Genomic DNA, 15,234 nt, shown 5'->3' with positions numbered 1-15,234 from the left:
CCACAAAAGCAAAAAGCCTGCTTTAAAAGCAGGCTTTTCAAATTTGGCTCCTCTGACTGGACTCGAACCAGTGACATACGGATTAACAGTCCGCCGTTCTACCGACTGAACTACAGAGGAATCGTGTGAACGAGGCGCATATTATCGACCTGCGTGCGCCTTGTCAAAGGGGAAAACACCGTTTTTGTTCGTTTGTCGACAATTTCAGCAAACCGATGATTTAATAGCAAATTTGCTTTCAAATTGCACAGCAAATCGCGCCGCCCGCAGACAGGCGGCGCGCAGGATCAGAACAGAACGGAGTAATTCAGACCAAACGTACGTCCACGGCCTTTATAAGTATAAAGACCCGGTGCGCCGTAGGTTGGGCTATACAGCCCCGGTGCGCGCTGGCCCCAGGCGGTGGTGTAGTCTTTGTCCAGCAGGTTCTCCACGCTGAAGCTGACTTTGCCCACCGGCAGGGCGTAGCTACCCAGGAAATCAACGGTGTTATAGCCATCAATCTTCTTACCGTCGGCGTCAGACACGTCAAAGGTTTGTGTGCTCTGCACGCGTAGCGTCCAGTCGCCCGGCGCCCAGTTGACCCATGCGCTGGCTTTAGACGGGCTGGCGCTGTCGACCGTCAGCTTCTCCCATTTCCCGTTTTCACGCGTTTCGGACTTGATGGCGTTAAAGTTCGCCCCGGTGCTCCAGTCGCTGTCGGTGAAGAAATAATCCACCTGGCCTTCAATCCCGTAGATACGACGTTTGTCGTCCTCCAGGTTGATGGTCATGTCGCTCTTGTTGATGGTGATGGTTTTATCCGAGAGCGAGTAGTATGCCGCCACCTGGGTACGCAGGTTATCGCCGGTGAAGCGCCAGCCGAGCTCGTAAGCATTGACCTTAATCCCGTCCAGCGTTGAGTCGTTCACATTGACGCTGTTTTGCAGACGATAGTGACCATCGACCAGCTGATAGGTGCCGGAGCCGTAGTACTTCGCCAGGTCCGGGATCTCGAAGCCCTGGGAGAAGTTAAACCACAGCTGTTGCTGTTCGGTCAGACGTCCAAGGATCCCGGCGTTAAACAGGAAGTTGTTGTAGTCGGTTTTCCCGCCCGGCACCGCGTCAGCGGAGGTGGCTTTGCCCGTGGCGATTGCCTGCTGCTGGGCGTAACCGACAAAATCGTCCACCTTGTTTTCGGTGTACTGATAACGCACGCCGCCGCTCAGGGTGATGGCGTCAATGTCATAGCTGGCTTGCAGGAACGGCGCGAGGTTGGTAATGCTGTAACCCGGATAACGGCCCACGTTGTAGGCATTGTCCAGCTCCATGCCGCCGCTCGCCGCCGCTTTGCTTAAGTCGAAGAACTGCTGGTTGGCATCGAACGTTTCATGGTCGGCATCCACGCCCCAGGTGAGGGTCAGGTCGTCCATCGGCTTGCTGTTCAGCGTCAGCTTGCCGCCGTAAAAATCGGTTTTCTGCTGGGACGCGCCAATGCTGGTCACCGCGCCTTTGCTCAGCGTCGGGAACGGGTAGTAGGTCAGACTCTCATCACGGTAGTAAATCTGCGCAACCAGATCCTGACCCCAGAAATCGGTGTTCGAGTATTGCAGGTTGATCAGGTGACGCTCTGTGCCCGGGATACGGTCAGAGTTCAGGTTGTCTTTGTTATAGGCTTTGGCATCGCCCGTGACCGCAGCGAAATTCTCCCCAAGGAACAGGCCGTGCTTGCCGTCAGATTCGCTCTTGTAGTACTGCGTGGTTAACTGGAGCTGCTGATGATCGTCGATGTTGATGGTGCCTGTCCCCATCACGTCGATACGGTCGGAATACTGCAAGCCGGTCTGGGTGTTATCGATAATCACCTCGTCGCCGTTGCCGTCATACCAGCCGCCGTAGCGCTGATAGGAGACCGACAGACGGCCAGAGGCGTTGTCATTGCCGCCGCTCACGGCTGCGGAGACGTTCTCATCATGGTCGTTATGGCTGTTAAACCCGCTTTTTGCCCCGGTCTGGAACTCCACTTCGGTCTCCGGCTGGCCTTTTTTGGTGACGATGTTCACCAGCCCGCCGGTACTGCCGCCGCCGTACAGCGAGGTGGCGCCGGAGATCACTTCGATGCGGTCAATGTTGAACGGATCGATAGAGTCGAGCTGGCGGCTGTCGCTGCGGGACGAGTTCAGACGTACGCCGTCCACCATCACCATCATGGAGCGACCGCGCAGGTTCATGCCGTAGTTGGTACGTCCCTGGCTGCTGACGTCCATGCCGGGGATCAGCTGGGCCAGCACGTCTTTAATCTCTTTCCCGCCCTGAACCTGCTGCTCAATTTCCGCCCGCTCAATAACCCAGGTGGTTTGCGCCATCTCTGCCACGCTGCGATGTGCCCGGCTGGCGGAGACCACAATATCTTCTTCCTTTTGTTCTTCTGCCCACGCAGAGGTAGAAAGCATGGCAAGCAAGCACGGATTTAAAACCCAAAGATGAGAACGTTTCATTGTTATGTTGATCCTGAATGTGTGTGTCAGTACTCGGTGGTCTTTATTAATGATTTAAAAACCTGGCTGCTCTCCGGGCTGGTGGTGCTCCGCCAGTGGATCACGCCGGGGGTGGTTGCCAGCTCAAACGGCTCGTCATCGTGAGCGCGATTCAAAATTCGCGCCGCGCGCCAGGCCATCAGGCTGAGCTGGGGTTCGGCAATACCGAGACGGTGCATCCCGGCATTCACGGCAAACAGGCGGTTGCTCTGCGGGCCGTCCCATTCAAGGGTAAAATCGTTGTTGATGCAGAAGGCTTCATCCTCATCCAGACGCAGTCGGGAAGAGAGCGGGGCGAGAAAAGCAGGCTGCACGGCGCGGTAGCCGGTGGCGAAAATCACCACGTCGCTTTCAAGCTGTTCGCGCCCGCCGTCCAGGTGATGCTGGATGCTGAGGCGATGTCCGGTTTCCTGGCGCGTCAGCGCCGTCACCGAGCGGGACGGCATCAGGTGCGCCCAGGGTTTTTCACGCAGCACTTCGAAACGGTGGTACATGGCGCGGTAAATCGCCAGCAGGGACTCGGTGGTGATCCCGTCGGAGGTCATTTTCTGCTCCTGCAACATCTGACGTCGGGCGTCGTCATTGAGGGTCGAGAAGCTGTCCACATACTCTGGCGTGAAATACTCGTTAGCAAACGCGGCTTCATCCAGCGCGTTGTAGTTGTTGCGGCGCGACACCCAGTTGAGGCTCAGCGGCTGGCCCCATTCCCCACGGAAGATATTCAAAAACAGATCCGCACCGCTCTGGCCGCCGCCGACGACGGTGACGCGCTTGCCCGATAAATCCGGCGTGCGCAGCATCATTTCGCTGGCGTGGAAGCAGGTATCGTCCTGCGCGGTGACGCAGTCTGGCAGATTGATCTGCTTCCCAATCCCCACGCAGACGTGCCGCGCCAGGAAGCGATCCCGCTGGGTCACGATCTCAAACAGGCCGTTTTGCTCATCAAAGCTGACCTGCTGTACCTGCTGGCTGAAGGCCAGGTTGGTGAGGTTATCTGCCGCCCAGCACAGGTAGTCGGCAAACTCCTCGCGCGACACGGTGCGCTGCTCGGTGGTGAGGAAACGGTAGAACTTTTTGCGCTGTACCAGGTAGTTCAGGAAGCTGTGGCGGTTGGTTGGCTCTACGGCGCTGACCAGATCCTTCAGGAAGCTGGTCTGCATATGGCAGTCCGGCACCATCATCCCCGGGTGCCAGGAGAAGTGCGGCTTGCGTTCAAGAAACAGCGAGCTAAAACCGTCCAGCCCCTCCGCCAGCGCGGCAATACTGAGGTTGAACGGACCGATACCAATGCCGATGAAATCATAGGTTTTCATTGCGCTGACTCCCGGGAGACCAGAAAAAGAGGGTTATCAAGATCGCAGACGTAGTTCGGCAGCATGCGGCTGCCGCCGTCGTGTTCAGAGAAGGTCAGTTTGACCGGGTTGAGGATCACGCGAATAATCTGCGGCTTAAACAGGTCGAACTTCGCGAAGCGCGCCGCAAGATCCGTATGGGCGGCCATATAACGATGTAACACCAGCGCCAGGATCTGATAGAAGCGGGTTTCATTCACGCCGCATTGCAGGGTGAGGCGGGATATAAAGCGCAGCACCGTGACAAAGTTGCCGGTTTGCAGGTCGTGGATGATGTAATCCGCGCTGAGGCGCGCCGTCACCGCTTTTACCTGCTCCGGCAGGCTCTGCGCCTGCGGGAAATCTTCATCCACCAGGCGCATATCGCCCTGGAAATCCTTCAGCAAAATGCGCTGCGGAACGTAATCTTTCATCACCAGCGTGACGTTCTGGCCGTGGGCGATGAGCGCCACCCCGTAGCGACAGAGCAGGTGATAGAAGGGGATCACCGTCGCCTCAAACAGCTTTTCCAGCCATGCGTCAGCGGTTAACCCCGAGCGTTTGATCCATGCGTCAATCAGCGGGCGCCCCTGATTATCGGTTTCCATCAGCGCCGCCATCAGCACCGCCTGTTCACCATCCTGTAAATAGCAGGATGGGTTCTCGCGCCAGATCACCCCCAGCATCTCCTGATAGCGGTACGGCGCCTCAGGCAATGCGGCATAACCCGGATGCGACAGATATCCGGCAGCGGGTTCGCCAAGCACCTGCGCCCCGGAGCGAATCAGCGTGGCATCGCTGGCAAACTGCTGCTGTAGCCAACGCGAGGCCAGCGGACCGGCGGCAATATACTTGCCCGGAATACCGCGATAGCAGGAGGTGTTGTAGATGGTCAGCGGCAGCTTGATGTCATACGGCGCGCGACGGCTGGCGTTGGTCAGCGTGCGCAGGGACTGCTGCGCCAGATACTCATCGCCGAACTCACCCAGCTCCACCATTTCACCGCGTGCGAGCTGCGCCAGGAAATGAATGGCAATTTTTTGCTGCCACTGCCACGGGTGCACCGGCACCGGCAGCCAGCTATCATCCAGATCCAGCTCCTGCCAGCGGGCGTCGAACCGCTCGCGCTCGGCATCGTCCATGGCGCTGGAGAGCAGGGCGTTAATATCGCAATCGGCGTCGCTGCTCCAGACCAGACGATCGCGCTGCACGGCGACCCAGTGCAGGCGAAAACGCCCGCGATATTCCGGCGCGTACAGGCGCAGGGCATCCAGCCCCCAGCCGCGGCGTCCCTTATTGAAAATAAACTTCGGGTGACCGCGCATCAGGCACTGTAGCTCGTCCGGGTCAAGGTGGATCAGCGCATCGGCATCCAGCGTTTCACGCGCCTGCAACAGCTGCATGTCGCCCCGCAGCGTGGCGTAGAGATCTTCCATGTGCTCCGCCGTTTGCGCGTCGCTCATCTCCAGTACGGTGGCCAGTTGCAGCAGCGCGTTTTCCGCTTCGACCGCCGCGCCGCTGGTGGTGGTCAGGGTATCAGGGTCAATATGCAGCCAGCCCCAGATCCCACGCGTGGCGCGAAACTGCCAGCACGCGTTGCCCATACTGATGCGCCAGTAGTCCGTCGAAACCGGCTCGGCGCGCAGGGTGCGTTCATATTCCAGTTCGGCGAGGATCTTCGCCACCATCTCACGGTTCACTTTCTGCCAGAGTGCGTTCACAGTTCCACCTCGTGGAAGAAGCGATGACGCTCGCTCATGATGAGACGGGAGCGTTTGTGCGGGAAGTCGAACTCTTTCACCGTGTCGAAACCGGCGGACGCCAGATGGCGGAACAGACGCTGGTTGTCGAAGCGCGGTTCCGCCACAATGCGCGCCGTGCGCGGTTCATCGAGATACAGATAGTGGCTCAGGCCGCGCAGCCAGCTGCGGATATACTGCGCTCCGCGCCAGTTCTCTTCGCCCACCAGCATGTGCAGCCCGCGGTCAAAGGGCTGCCAGCGATAGTGGCGGCCAATGCGGTCTTCCGCCGCCCAGTAGAGTTCAAAATAGCCGAATGGCTGATCGTCAAAGCAGCCGATCACCGGGTAACAATAGGTCGAGTCGAGCTGACGGCGCAGGTAGTTTTCCTGCTCGGCCTGCGGGCCCGCCATCTCCCAGAAAGCGTTCACGCGTGGGGTGTTCATCCAGCGGGTAAAACGCTCGCCGTCCAGCGCCACGTCCGCCATGCGGAAGCTCAGGGTGCGCTTAATCTGCGGATCGTAACGGCGATACACCTCGCCCTGCGGGCGGTGAGGGCGCAGCGGGAAGTACAGCTGACGGCTTTCGTCAAACTGCATTCCGCCGCTCGCCTGCGGGCGTTCGCCTTTCAGCCACAGCGGCAGCTGCCAGAAAATTTCACGCGCCAGATAATCTCCGTGAACGAGGCTAAACAGCGCCTGCGCCTGAGGTTCATCCTGCCAGGCTGCCCACGGCAGGGTAATGCCGGTCAGGGCGGGCGCGGCAACAAACAGCTGGTCGAGGGCGTCCACCAGCCAGCCGTCCGGGAGCCCGGTCAGCCGCTCCATCACCGCGCTGCCGTCGAGACCCAGCGTCAGCGGCAGGTTTTGTTCCGTGACCGTGCAGCGAAAGCCGTAGCCGGAATGGACGATATTCGCGTTTGCCATCACGCCTTCTCCTTATAAAACGGGTTGCTGAAGTCGAAATAGATCACCGCCGGATCGACGATGGTGTTTTCGTTGCGATCGTGCAGATAGCAGAAGAAGTTGCCTTTACAGTTCCAGGTCGGGCTGTCGAGCACATAATCAAGGCAGCGGGTCTGCTTCGCCGTCGTGCGCAGTTCGGCCAGCGCGTCACGCACGCGGGACATCAGGTTCTCTTCGCTGTCGAAACCGGCAGCGGCGAGCGCGGCGGTGACGGCAAGGGTAGAGTTCAGCAGCAGGTAATAAGGGAAGTAGCGCAGCAGCTGGCTCTCACCGAAGCGGTTTTCAACTTCGGTTTCACCTGCCTCATTCAGCCACGCGTCGGCCCCTTCGGTCCAGGCGCTGCCCTGGCAGTCACGGTAGATCAGCCCAACGGGGAAATCCTGCTGCATCTCAACGAGGATATTTTGCTGGTGCGCCAGCAGGACCAGACCGTAGTCCGCCTCGGCGCTGAACAGCGGAAGCAATACGCGGTCGCAGTAGGCGTCCAGCCAGCAGCGCGCGGCTTGGGCGAGGGGTAAGTCCAGACGCTGGCTCAGACGACGCACCGCCGCGGCGAGCAGGCTGTCGCCGCTGTCCGGCGCGGCCTGGGTCAGGCTCACCAGCACGTTGGTTTGCGTTTCAGGGGTATCGAACAGCAGATTGACGCGCAGGGCCATCAGGCTCTCTTCCTGAATGACGCCGTGCTCATCGCGCAGCCCCGCCCAGCCGTCCTCCTGCATCACGCGCATGGTCGGGTAGCGCGCCTGAAGTTCCTGCCAGCGTGCCGTTTTCGCCAGCCGCGCCAGGCGCATGCCGCGCTTAACCTCTTTCACCGACAGCGTGCGCACGGAGTTGGTCAGGCGCACGCTCAGGGAGAATTTAATCATGTCGCTGTTGGTTTCACTGTACAGCGAGCGGGAAGAGCTGGTGGGTAGCCATGGCGCACCGGCTTCGCCCAGATCGCGCAGGGCGCCTTTTTCTACCAGACGCTGGCACCAGTCCTGCTCCAGCAGATAGTCGGCCTGCCACGGGTGCATCGGCAGTAGCCAGCAGGTGTCGGTGAAGTGACCGAGAAGAGCCGGCGCGCTCTGCGCTGCAAAGCGCAGCAGACGTTCCCGCAGGGAGACATTCAGGCTGTCGCCGGTAATCAGCTCATGCTCAACCGCAAACCAGCGCAGCGGGAAGCGGGAGGCGAAATCCGGCAGATAGCGACGCGCCTCGGCCTCGTTAAACGGCTCGTGCGACTTTGGGGCAGGATGAAAAGCATGGCCGACCAGCAGCGCCTGTTCCGCTTCGGCAAAGGTCAGCGGCTTATCGCGCAGGTTTGCCCAGTTGTGGCGTAAATCAATGGCCTGCCAGGTGTGTGTATGGCTTTCCAGGACGCGCTGCTTAAAGCGAGCCAGCGTATCGGCATCCAGAGCGCCTTTAACCGTCTATTTTTCAATAATTAAATCAATCAGTTGATGGAATGTGACCGTGTCACCGCCGTCGCTGTCGGCCTGAATCAGCGTTGCCGGGAAACGATACTGGTGATGCTGTGTGGGGGAGAAATAGCGTACCGGAACCCGAATGGCCTGGGTTGGGGAGAGCGGGATATGAATCAGTGATAACTCATCCGCACGGGTTGCGGGAAGATAGTGCCAGTCCTTCGTTTCGCGCAGCAGCGCGTTCAAAAAACACTGGGCCGCAACATCTGTACCGGCGGAGCGGGGCAGAGTACGCATAGTTGTACCTCATTCCATGACTGATAATAATTCTCGTTATGATATTCATTCTGTTTACAGTGGCAACTATTTTTGCAATATTTGTTTTCATAAACTTCATAATTTCCACACATTTATTGACATTATCTTCACAATTTTATGCGCACCCGTACCGAGAATTTCACTGACGTTGTGGCCCCCAAAGCTAACTGGCCCCTGGCACTGGGCGCCGGTTTATTAGGTATTGGACAAAACGGTTTGCTGGTCATGCTGCCGCAGCTGGTCTCCCTGACCGGATTGTCGCTCTCCGTCTGGGCCGGGCTGTTGATGTTCGGCTCGATGCTCTTTTTACCCGCATCGCCCTGGTGGGGACGCCAGAGCGAGCGGCACGGCTGTAAGATCATTATGCTGGCCTCGCTGGGCGGCTACCTGGCGAGCTTCGTCGTGATGGCGCTGGTAGTCTGGGCGATGGCGAACGGCGCGCTGAATGCCCTCTGGGGAATGGCGGGCCTGGTTCTGTCGCGCATGCTGTACGGCCTGACGGTATCGGGGCTGGTGCCTGCGGCCCAGACGTGGGCCATTCAACGTGCGGGGCTGGATAAAAGGATGGCGGCGCTGGCGACGATAAGCTCTGGCCTGAGCTGCGGGCGTCTGCTGGGACCGCCTCTGGCCGCGCTGATGCTCAGCGTCAGCCCGGTCGCACCGCTCTGGCTGATGGCGCTGGCGCCGTTGATCGCGCTGCTGCTGGTGCTGCGCGAAGCCGCCGATCCCCCGCTGCCGCCGGTGGCGCACCAGTCGACGCGGTTACAGGCCTCCATGCTGCCTTTCCTGGTGCTGGCGCTGCTGCTGGCAGCGCTGGTCAGCCTGATGCAGCTTGGCTTATCGCCGCATCTTCATCCGTTATTCAATGGCGATGCCGTGCAAATCAGCCATCATGTCGCGCTGCTGCTAAGTCTGGCCGCCCTGGCGACCCTGGCGGCGCAGTTTCTGGTGGTACGCCCGCAGCATTTTACCCCGAGAGTTTTGCTCTTAATTGCCGCAGTGCTGATGGTGGCGGGTCTTGGGCTGATGTCTCTCGCCAGTTTAGCCCTGTTCTACGTGGGCATTGTCATCACTTCGCTGGGGGCCGCCATGGCAACGCCGGGATACCAGCTTTTGCTCAACGATCGGCTGACGACGGGCAAAGGCGCAGGGGTGATCGCCACCAGCCATACGCTGGGCTACGGGGCCAGCGCGCTGCTGGTACCCGTGGTGACGCGCTTTTACGGTGAGCAGTTTTTGATTACTGCCGCATGGGGAATGGCACTGCTGTTTCTCGCGGTGAGCGTGTGGGTACGATCGACCGATCGTACCCCTTAAACATTAGTGGAACGGATGAGAGGATGTGCTGGCTGCGTCCTCACTTTGCCGCAGACGCTGGAGTGGATCCTGCTGATAAAACTGGCAAAAACGCTGCCACAGCGCCGGGAAGCGCGGGGCAAAAAGCTCAGGTGCGCTAAAGAAATACTCGGACAGCACCGCAAAGCACTCGGCGGGATCGGTCGCGGCGTAGGCATCAATGCTGGCCGCGCTTTCACCCACCAGGTCGATCTCATCCTGAATGTTTTCCATCGCCGCGTGCAGGTCGTGCTCCCATCCCGCGACTTCACGCAGCGGGATCAGCGGCACGCCGCTGGCGCGATCGCCGTTACGGGTATCCAGCTTATGCGCCACTTCGTGAATGATCAGGTTGAAGCCCGAGGCATCGAACGAGTCTTGAATATCCAGCCAGTTGAGGATGATTGGCCCTTGCTGCCAGCTCTGCCCGGACTGCACCATACGCTGGTTGTGCACCAGCCCGATGTCATCCTCCCACTCATCATCGACGATGAACGGCGCCGGGTAGATCAGCACTTCGTGGAAGCCATCCAGCCATTCGATACCCAGCTCCAGCACCGGCAAGCAGAAGAGCAGGGCGATGCGCGAATTTTTAAGCGGATCCAGTTCGAAGCCCTGTAGCGGTACCAGCCGTTTTTGCTGTAAAAAACGCTCGGCCAGCTGAATCAGCTTTGATTGCTCTTCAGGCAAGAGATTCGCCAGCACGGGGATCGCCAGAGCCTCATCCCAGGGGAGCGCCATATTTCGACCAGCGTCGTTCGTTTTCCAGGGCCACTTAATCATCGCTTTGCTCGTTACTCGCACGTGAACAAAATGGAAAGGTCAGGGGCTGTTAGCATGCCAACATACTCTTTTAAGCAGTATGACACTCCTCATCGGCTGCATGCAGAGTGGCGGCCTGTTTAAGAGGAATCCAGCCCGCATAAACTATCACTATGTGCCGTCAGGTTGATAGCGCTTTAGGGGTATCCCCTTCATTTTGTGAAGTATGTCGTGCGCGGCTATGATAAATCTCTTCTTACCCTACCGTGCTTAAGGATCCCGTCAGTATGCCCGTCAATTTTGACCTCAACGATCTCTATGCCTTCCGCGCTTTACTGGAATACGGCAATTTCCGTCTTGCGGCAGAATCTATCTGCCTTTCCCAGTCGGCGTTGAGTCGCAGAATTGAAAAGCTGGAGGCGGCACTGGGGACAAAACTGTTCGACAGAACCACCCGGCGCGTCACGCTGACCCTGTATGGACAGACCTTTGCCGACCGGTGCGGGCAACTGCTTGCTGACGTGGAGTCCATGCTTTCGGATATCGATAAGGCCAGCGAAGAGCGCACGGGGCTGATCACCGTGGCGACGGTGCCGTCAGCCGCCTGTTACTTTATGCCGGATGTGATCCGCCGCTTTCAGTCCCGTTACCCCCGCGTGCGCATAAAACTGATCGACAGCAGCGCCGGAAATGTTATCGAGGCCGTCACCCGCGGACAGGCGGATTTTGGTATCTGCTTTGCCCGGAGTTTGCAGCCCGACATCGAGTTTGTCCCGCTGGTGGAGGATGTCTACGTGGCCGCCTGCCGACGCGACAGCCCGCTTGCAAAAAGAAAAAGCCTGACGTGGCAGGCTTTTTATCAGCAGGATTATATCGGTCTGGATAAGACCTCCGGCAACCGCAATCTTCTCGACCAGCGGGTCGGGCATATTCGGCCTGAGCGCCCCAGCATCTGCGAAACGCGGCACGTGACGACCATGCTGGGGATGGTTGAAGCCGGGATCGGCATTGCGGCCGTTCCCGCCATGTCAATGCCCCGCGCAGAGCATTCGCTGCTGACGTCGGTACCTTTAACCGAGCCTGAAGTCAGGCGAACCGTGGGGCTGATCCGCCGCCGCGGTCGGATCCAGTCCTATATTGCTGCCGAACTCGAAACGCTGATTACCGAGCAGTATCGCGAGGTGCACTGACGGGCGTTAAGCCCGTTGCCGTAATGACGCTGGCGGCCTGTGGCGAGGCGAGAAAAGTCAGCAGCGCTTTTCCCTGTTCAGGATGGTCGGCCTTCTGCGTTACGGCTCCGGCGAAACGGGTAATGTACTGCATGTCGTCAGGCAACTTACCGACAAACGTCACCCCCGGGACCGGCAGAAGCTCGCTCACCTGCTGAAAGCCGAGGTCGTATTTCCCTTTTGCCACTTCAGACGCCACCGGGATACGCTCAACCCGGTGCGCTTTATCGTGGACCTGGCCGTCTATGCCCAGCTTACGGAACAGCTGGCTCTCAACATACCGGCCGCTGGCGCTGTCGGAATAAGCCATGGAATGCGCCTTCAGCAGCGTTTGCCGCAGGGCAGGCACCGTACTGATATCCGGCACCGGCGCGCCCGCTTTGACGACCATCCCGACGGGCGAATCCGCCAGCTCAACGCGGGAGCCCGCCGCCGTCCTGCAATTCTGTTCCAGTTTCGCCAGCGCATCGCCCACCATAATCACCACGTCCGCTTTTTCGCCCCGGGCGAGCCGGGCCGGAATGGCCTGCGGCGTTTTGCCCATCGACGGGCCGGAGATCACAATGATCCTGTCGCCGCTTTGCGCTTCGTACTGCGGCGTCAGCTTCTCCAGCGCCGCTTTGAAGCCGCCAGAAATCATCACCGTCACATCCTGCGCAAGCGCGCCCGCGCTGAGGGTGGCGAAGGTCAGGGCGGCAATCACCGTTCTGAATGTAAGCATGAGGGATCACTCCTTAACGGCAGTTTGCAGGAATAACGTGCGACGACGATAGAGATAGAACGTTGCCAGCAGGGCGCAAACGGCGGCAAAGCTCATCCAGTAGCCCGGGGAAGCTTTGTCGCCGGTGTACTCAATTAAGGCGGTCGAAATCACCGGCGTGAAACCGCCAAAGACCGCCGTTGCCAGGCTGTAAGCCAGCGAGAAGCCCGCCACGCGCACCTCTGCTGGCATGATCTCAGTCAGGGCCGGGATCATCGCGCCGTTATACAGACCGTAGAGGAAAGAGAGCCACAGCAGCACGGTCAGCATCATTGAGAAGCTCGGAGCTGCCGCCAGCATCGTCAGCGCCGGATAGCTGGTTGCCAGCGCCAGCAGCGTCATGGCGATCAGCACCGGTTTACGCCCGAAGCGATCCGACAGCGCGCCGCCCACCGGCAGCCAGATGAAGTTGGACACCGCCACCAGCAGCGTGACCAGAAGACTGTCCGACGCGCTGAGCATCAGGACTTTTTTACCGAAGGTCGGCGCGTAAACGGTGATCAGGTAAAACGCGGTGGTGGTCATCGCCACCATCAGCATGCCCGCGACGACGACCGGCCAGTTGGCGAGCAGCGTTGTGAAGACCTGACGCATCGCCAGATGGTGGCGACGGGCGCTGAATTCCTCGGTCTCTTCGAGCTTGCGGCGCAGGAAAAAGATGAACGGCACAATCAGACAGCCAAACAGGAACGGAATACGCCACCCCCATTCGCGAATGGCACTCTCTTCCAGCACCACATTCAGCGCGAAGCCCATCGCCGCCGCGATCATTATGGCGACCTGCTGGCTACCTGACTGCCAGCTGGTGTAGAAACCCTTGCGGCCCGGCGTGGCGATCTCCGCCAGATAAACCGAAACCCCGCCCAGCTCGGCGCCTGCCGAAAAACCCTGCAACAGGCGGCCGGTCAGCACCAGCAGCGGTGCCCACAGGCCAATGCTCTGATAAGAAGGGATCAGCACAATAAGAAAGGTTCCGGCGGCCATAATCGACAGGGTGACGATCAGCCCTTTACGGCGGCCCACTTTATCAATGTAAGCCCCCAGCACAATGGCCCCGATCGGACGCATCAGGAAGCCCGCGCCAAAGACGGCGAAGGTCATCATCAGTGACGCAAATTCACTGCTTGCCGGGAAAAAAGTATGGGCGATGTAGGTGGCATAAAAGCCGAACAGAAAGAAGTCGAATTGCTCAAGAAAGTTGCCCGACGTGACGCGGAAAATCGCGCCCGCTTTCGCACGAACCGTTGCAGGTGAGGTTGAGGAAACCATGATTATCTCCAGTTTTATAGCGACGTTATGCTCGTCTGTTTCTGAAAACTGGATCAGGAAGTGGAAATTAATAAGCGCAAATAGCGCATAAACCGATGCGTGTGGTGCATTAATGACAATGCGTTGACCAGTATTTACATATTCAACAATAACTTAACATTTCGATGATCTTTTATTTACCACGTTTCGCTAAGTCGCTGATATATCAGTTTTGTGACACCGCGCAGATGAGAAGCCAGGCGGGGCCTGGCTTGGGATTATCAGCGCAGCGCGTTCGCAATCGCGCTAAACATCAGCGACGCTTCCAGCGGCTGGGAGCTGAATGACGGCTCTGCCTGCGGCCAGGTGGACCACTGGACGATAACCAGATTTTCTTTCTGATTAACCATGATCATCTGCCCAAAAATACCCAGCGCCCACAGGGAATCCTTCAGCGAATTTTCGACTTTCGGCTCCACATTTGTGGCGATGGCTGGCACTTCGTTGTTCCACCACTGGTAGCCGTACAACCCCTTCGGATGCGCCTCGGACACCGATCCTTTGGCCTGTGTCCAGGCTGAGGACTGTTTCACCCAGCCCTCGGGGAGGATCTGCTTTTCGTCCGGCAGGGTACCGTTATGCAGGATAAACTCCCCGAAACGCCCCCAGTCTTCCAGCGTGGCGTTGAACCCATGCGCACCCACGTCGTGCTGGCCTTTGCTGTAGGCATGCCACACGCCGTCGCTCGCCATACCGTACGGCTGCCAGATGCTTTTCTCAAGATACGCCGCGAGCGTCATGCCGGTGGCGCGCTCAAGCACATCGCCTAACAGCCAGGCACCACCCGAGGAATAGGACCAGTTTTCGCCCGCCGGGTGTTCACGGTGTAACCCCTTCACCAGGGTGCGCACACAGTCGTAGGTGCCCGGTTTCGCTTCGCATTCGGTAAGCCGGGCGAAGTCAGACTGCCCGTTGGTGTAATCTTCAGTCCACGCCACGCCCGAGGTGTGGGTGATGAGCTGTTTCAGCGTTACGCCCTCCCAGGCGGTGCCTTTTAAATCCGGTTCGTATTGGGTGACAAGGTCGTCCAGGGAGCGGATTTTCCCTTCTTTAATCGCAACACCCACCAGCGCGGAGACCACGGATTTGCCCACGGAACGCGACGTCCAGAGCGTAGAGTCGGTATTGCCTTCTCCCAGATATTTATAGGCCACTTTGCCATTTTTCAGCACCAGCATGCCGCTGACGTTCTGGCGTTTCAGGTAATCCTGAAGATTGTAAATCTTACCCTTCACCTGATAGCGGGCATCGGTGAGCGGTTTTTCTGCGGGCAGCAGTGGCGTAGCGTTGCCGTGGCGGAACACATCGCCCGCGTAGTTGCGGTAGTCATTGCGAAAGCCCACCACGCGATCGGCCTGGCTCCAGGTGAGCATGGTATGTGCGTCCGGGAGTCTGGCATCGAAAGGCGCCGGACAGGTCGTGAGTTCGGTACCGTTGCAGGCCGCCATGACGGCGGGCGAGAGCAGGCTGCTGATAACCAGCGCCGCGAGCAGTGTGCGGTTTGTTTTGATTTTCATATTTATCTCGTTTGGCTCAGGAAGGACTTCAGTTTAAGAACCTGAGGC

At 58.8% G+C, this 15,234-nt stretch carries 10 protein-coding genes, 1 tRNA gene and 1 pseudogene; 2 read left to right on the top strand and 10 right to left on the bottom strand.

Translation table 11 applies throughout. From position 1 onward, the window contains the following. Window positions 1-44: 44 nt before the first annotated feature. The 6 genes and pseudogenes from RY075_RS14750 to RY075_RS14725 all read right to left on the bottom strand — a co-directional run bounded on the left by RY075_RS14750 (window position 45) and on the right by RY075_RS14725 (window position 8,254). Window positions 45-120, bottom strand: a tRNA-Asn gene (locus RY075_RS14750). A gap of 167 nt (window positions 121-287) precedes the next feature. Next, window positions 288-2,477 (bottom strand): TonB-dependent siderophore receptor, encoded by a 2,190-nt coding sequence (locus RY075_RS14745; RefSeq protein ID WP_003859533.1) that lies wholly within the window; start codon window positions 2,475-2,477, stop codon window positions 288-290. 26 nt (window positions 2,478-2,503) lie between these two features. Further along, window positions 2,504-3,829: a SidA/IucD/PvdA family monooxygenase gene (locus tag RY075_RS14740; RefSeq protein WP_302378095.1), complete on the bottom strand. Its 1,326-nt coding sequence runs from the start codon at window positions 3,827-3,829 to the stop codon at window positions 2,504-2,506. Beyond that, the gene (gene iucC, locus RY075_RS14735; RefSeq protein WP_302378094.1) at window positions 3,826-5,568 is read right to left on the bottom strand and encodes an aerobactin synthase IucC; all 1,743 of its coding nucleotides are present in this window, start codon (window positions 5,566-5,568) and stop codon (window positions 3,826-3,828) included. Before iucC ends, RY075_RS14740 begins: the two co-directional genes overlap by 4 nt. Continuing rightward, the gene (locus RY075_RS14730; RefSeq protein ID WP_302378093.1) at window positions 5,565-6,512 is read right to left on the bottom strand and encodes a GNAT family N-acetyltransferase; all 948 of its coding nucleotides are present in this window, start codon (window positions 6,510-6,512) and stop codon (window positions 5,565-5,567) included. The genes iucC and RY075_RS14730 overlap by 4 nt, the downstream gene beginning before the upstream one ends. Beyond that, window positions 6,512-8,254, bottom strand: a pseudogene (locus tag RY075_RS14725) (IucA/IucC family protein). Before RY075_RS14725 ends, RY075_RS14730 begins: the two are co-directional and overlap by 1 nt. Before the next feature lie 138 nt (window positions 8,255-8,392). On the opposite strand from RY075_RS14725, the gene RY075_RS14720 reads away from it, so the two are divergent. After that, window positions 8,393-9,592: an MFS transporter gene (locus tag RY075_RS14720; RefSeq protein ID WP_302378091.1), complete on the top strand. Its 1,200-nt coding sequence runs from the start codon at window positions 8,393-8,395 to the stop codon at window positions 9,590-9,592. 3 nt (window positions 9,593-9,595) lie between these two features. On the opposite strand, the gene mtfA is transcribed toward RY075_RS14720, so the two are convergent. Further along, the gene (gene mtfA / locus RY075_RS14715; protein ID WP_003859539.1) at window positions 9,596-10,393 is read right to left on the bottom strand and encodes a DgsA anti-repressor MtfA; all 798 of its coding nucleotides are present in this window, start codon (window positions 10,391-10,393) and stop codon (window positions 9,596-9,598) included. 266 nt (window positions 10,394-10,659) lie between these two features. Here mtfA and RY075_RS14710 point away from each other — a divergent pair, with 266 nt between their 5' ends. Then, complete coding sequence (locus tag RY075_RS14710) at window positions 10,660-11,562, top strand: LysR family transcriptional regulator (protein WP_003859540.1); 903 nt, start codon at window positions 10,660-10,662, stop codon at window positions 11,560-11,562. Here the strand turns inward: RY075_RS14710 and RY075_RS14705 are convergent. The 3 genes from RY075_RS14705 to RY075_RS14695 all read right to left on the bottom strand — a co-directional run bounded on the left by RY075_RS14705 (window position 11,534) and on the right by RY075_RS14695 (window position 15,186). Then, window positions 11,534-12,322, bottom strand: a complete 789-nt coding sequence (locus RY075_RS14705) for a substrate-binding domain-containing protein (RefSeq protein ID WP_302378090.1) — start codon at window positions 12,320-12,322, stop codon at window positions 11,534-11,536. The two genes, RY075_RS14710 and RY075_RS14705, sit on opposite strands and share 29 nt — an antisense overlap. A gap of 6 nt (window positions 12,323-12,328) precedes the next feature. Beyond that, the gene (locus RY075_RS14700; protein WP_302378088.1) at window positions 12,329-13,630 is read right to left on the bottom strand and encodes an MFS transporter; all 1,302 of its coding nucleotides are present in this window, start codon (window positions 13,628-13,630) and stop codon (window positions 12,329-12,331) included. 260 nt (window positions 13,631-13,890) lie between these two features. After that, window positions 13,891-15,186, bottom strand: a complete 1,296-nt coding sequence (locus RY075_RS14695; protein WP_338627808.1) for a serine hydrolase — start codon at window positions 15,184-15,186, stop codon at window positions 13,891-13,893. Window positions 15,187-15,234: the final 48 nt, after the last annotated feature.

The sequence above is a fragment of the Enterobacter sp. JJBC genome (genome assembly GCF_036936505.1).
In the GTDB taxonomy this organism is placed as follows: domain Bacteria; phylum Pseudomonadota; class Gammaproteobacteria; order Enterobacterales; family Enterobacteriaceae; genus Enterobacter; species Enterobacter hormaechei_C.
The sequence above is the reverse complement of the archived record's forward strand: the minus strand, read 5'-3'. Positions and strand labels throughout refer to the sequence as shown.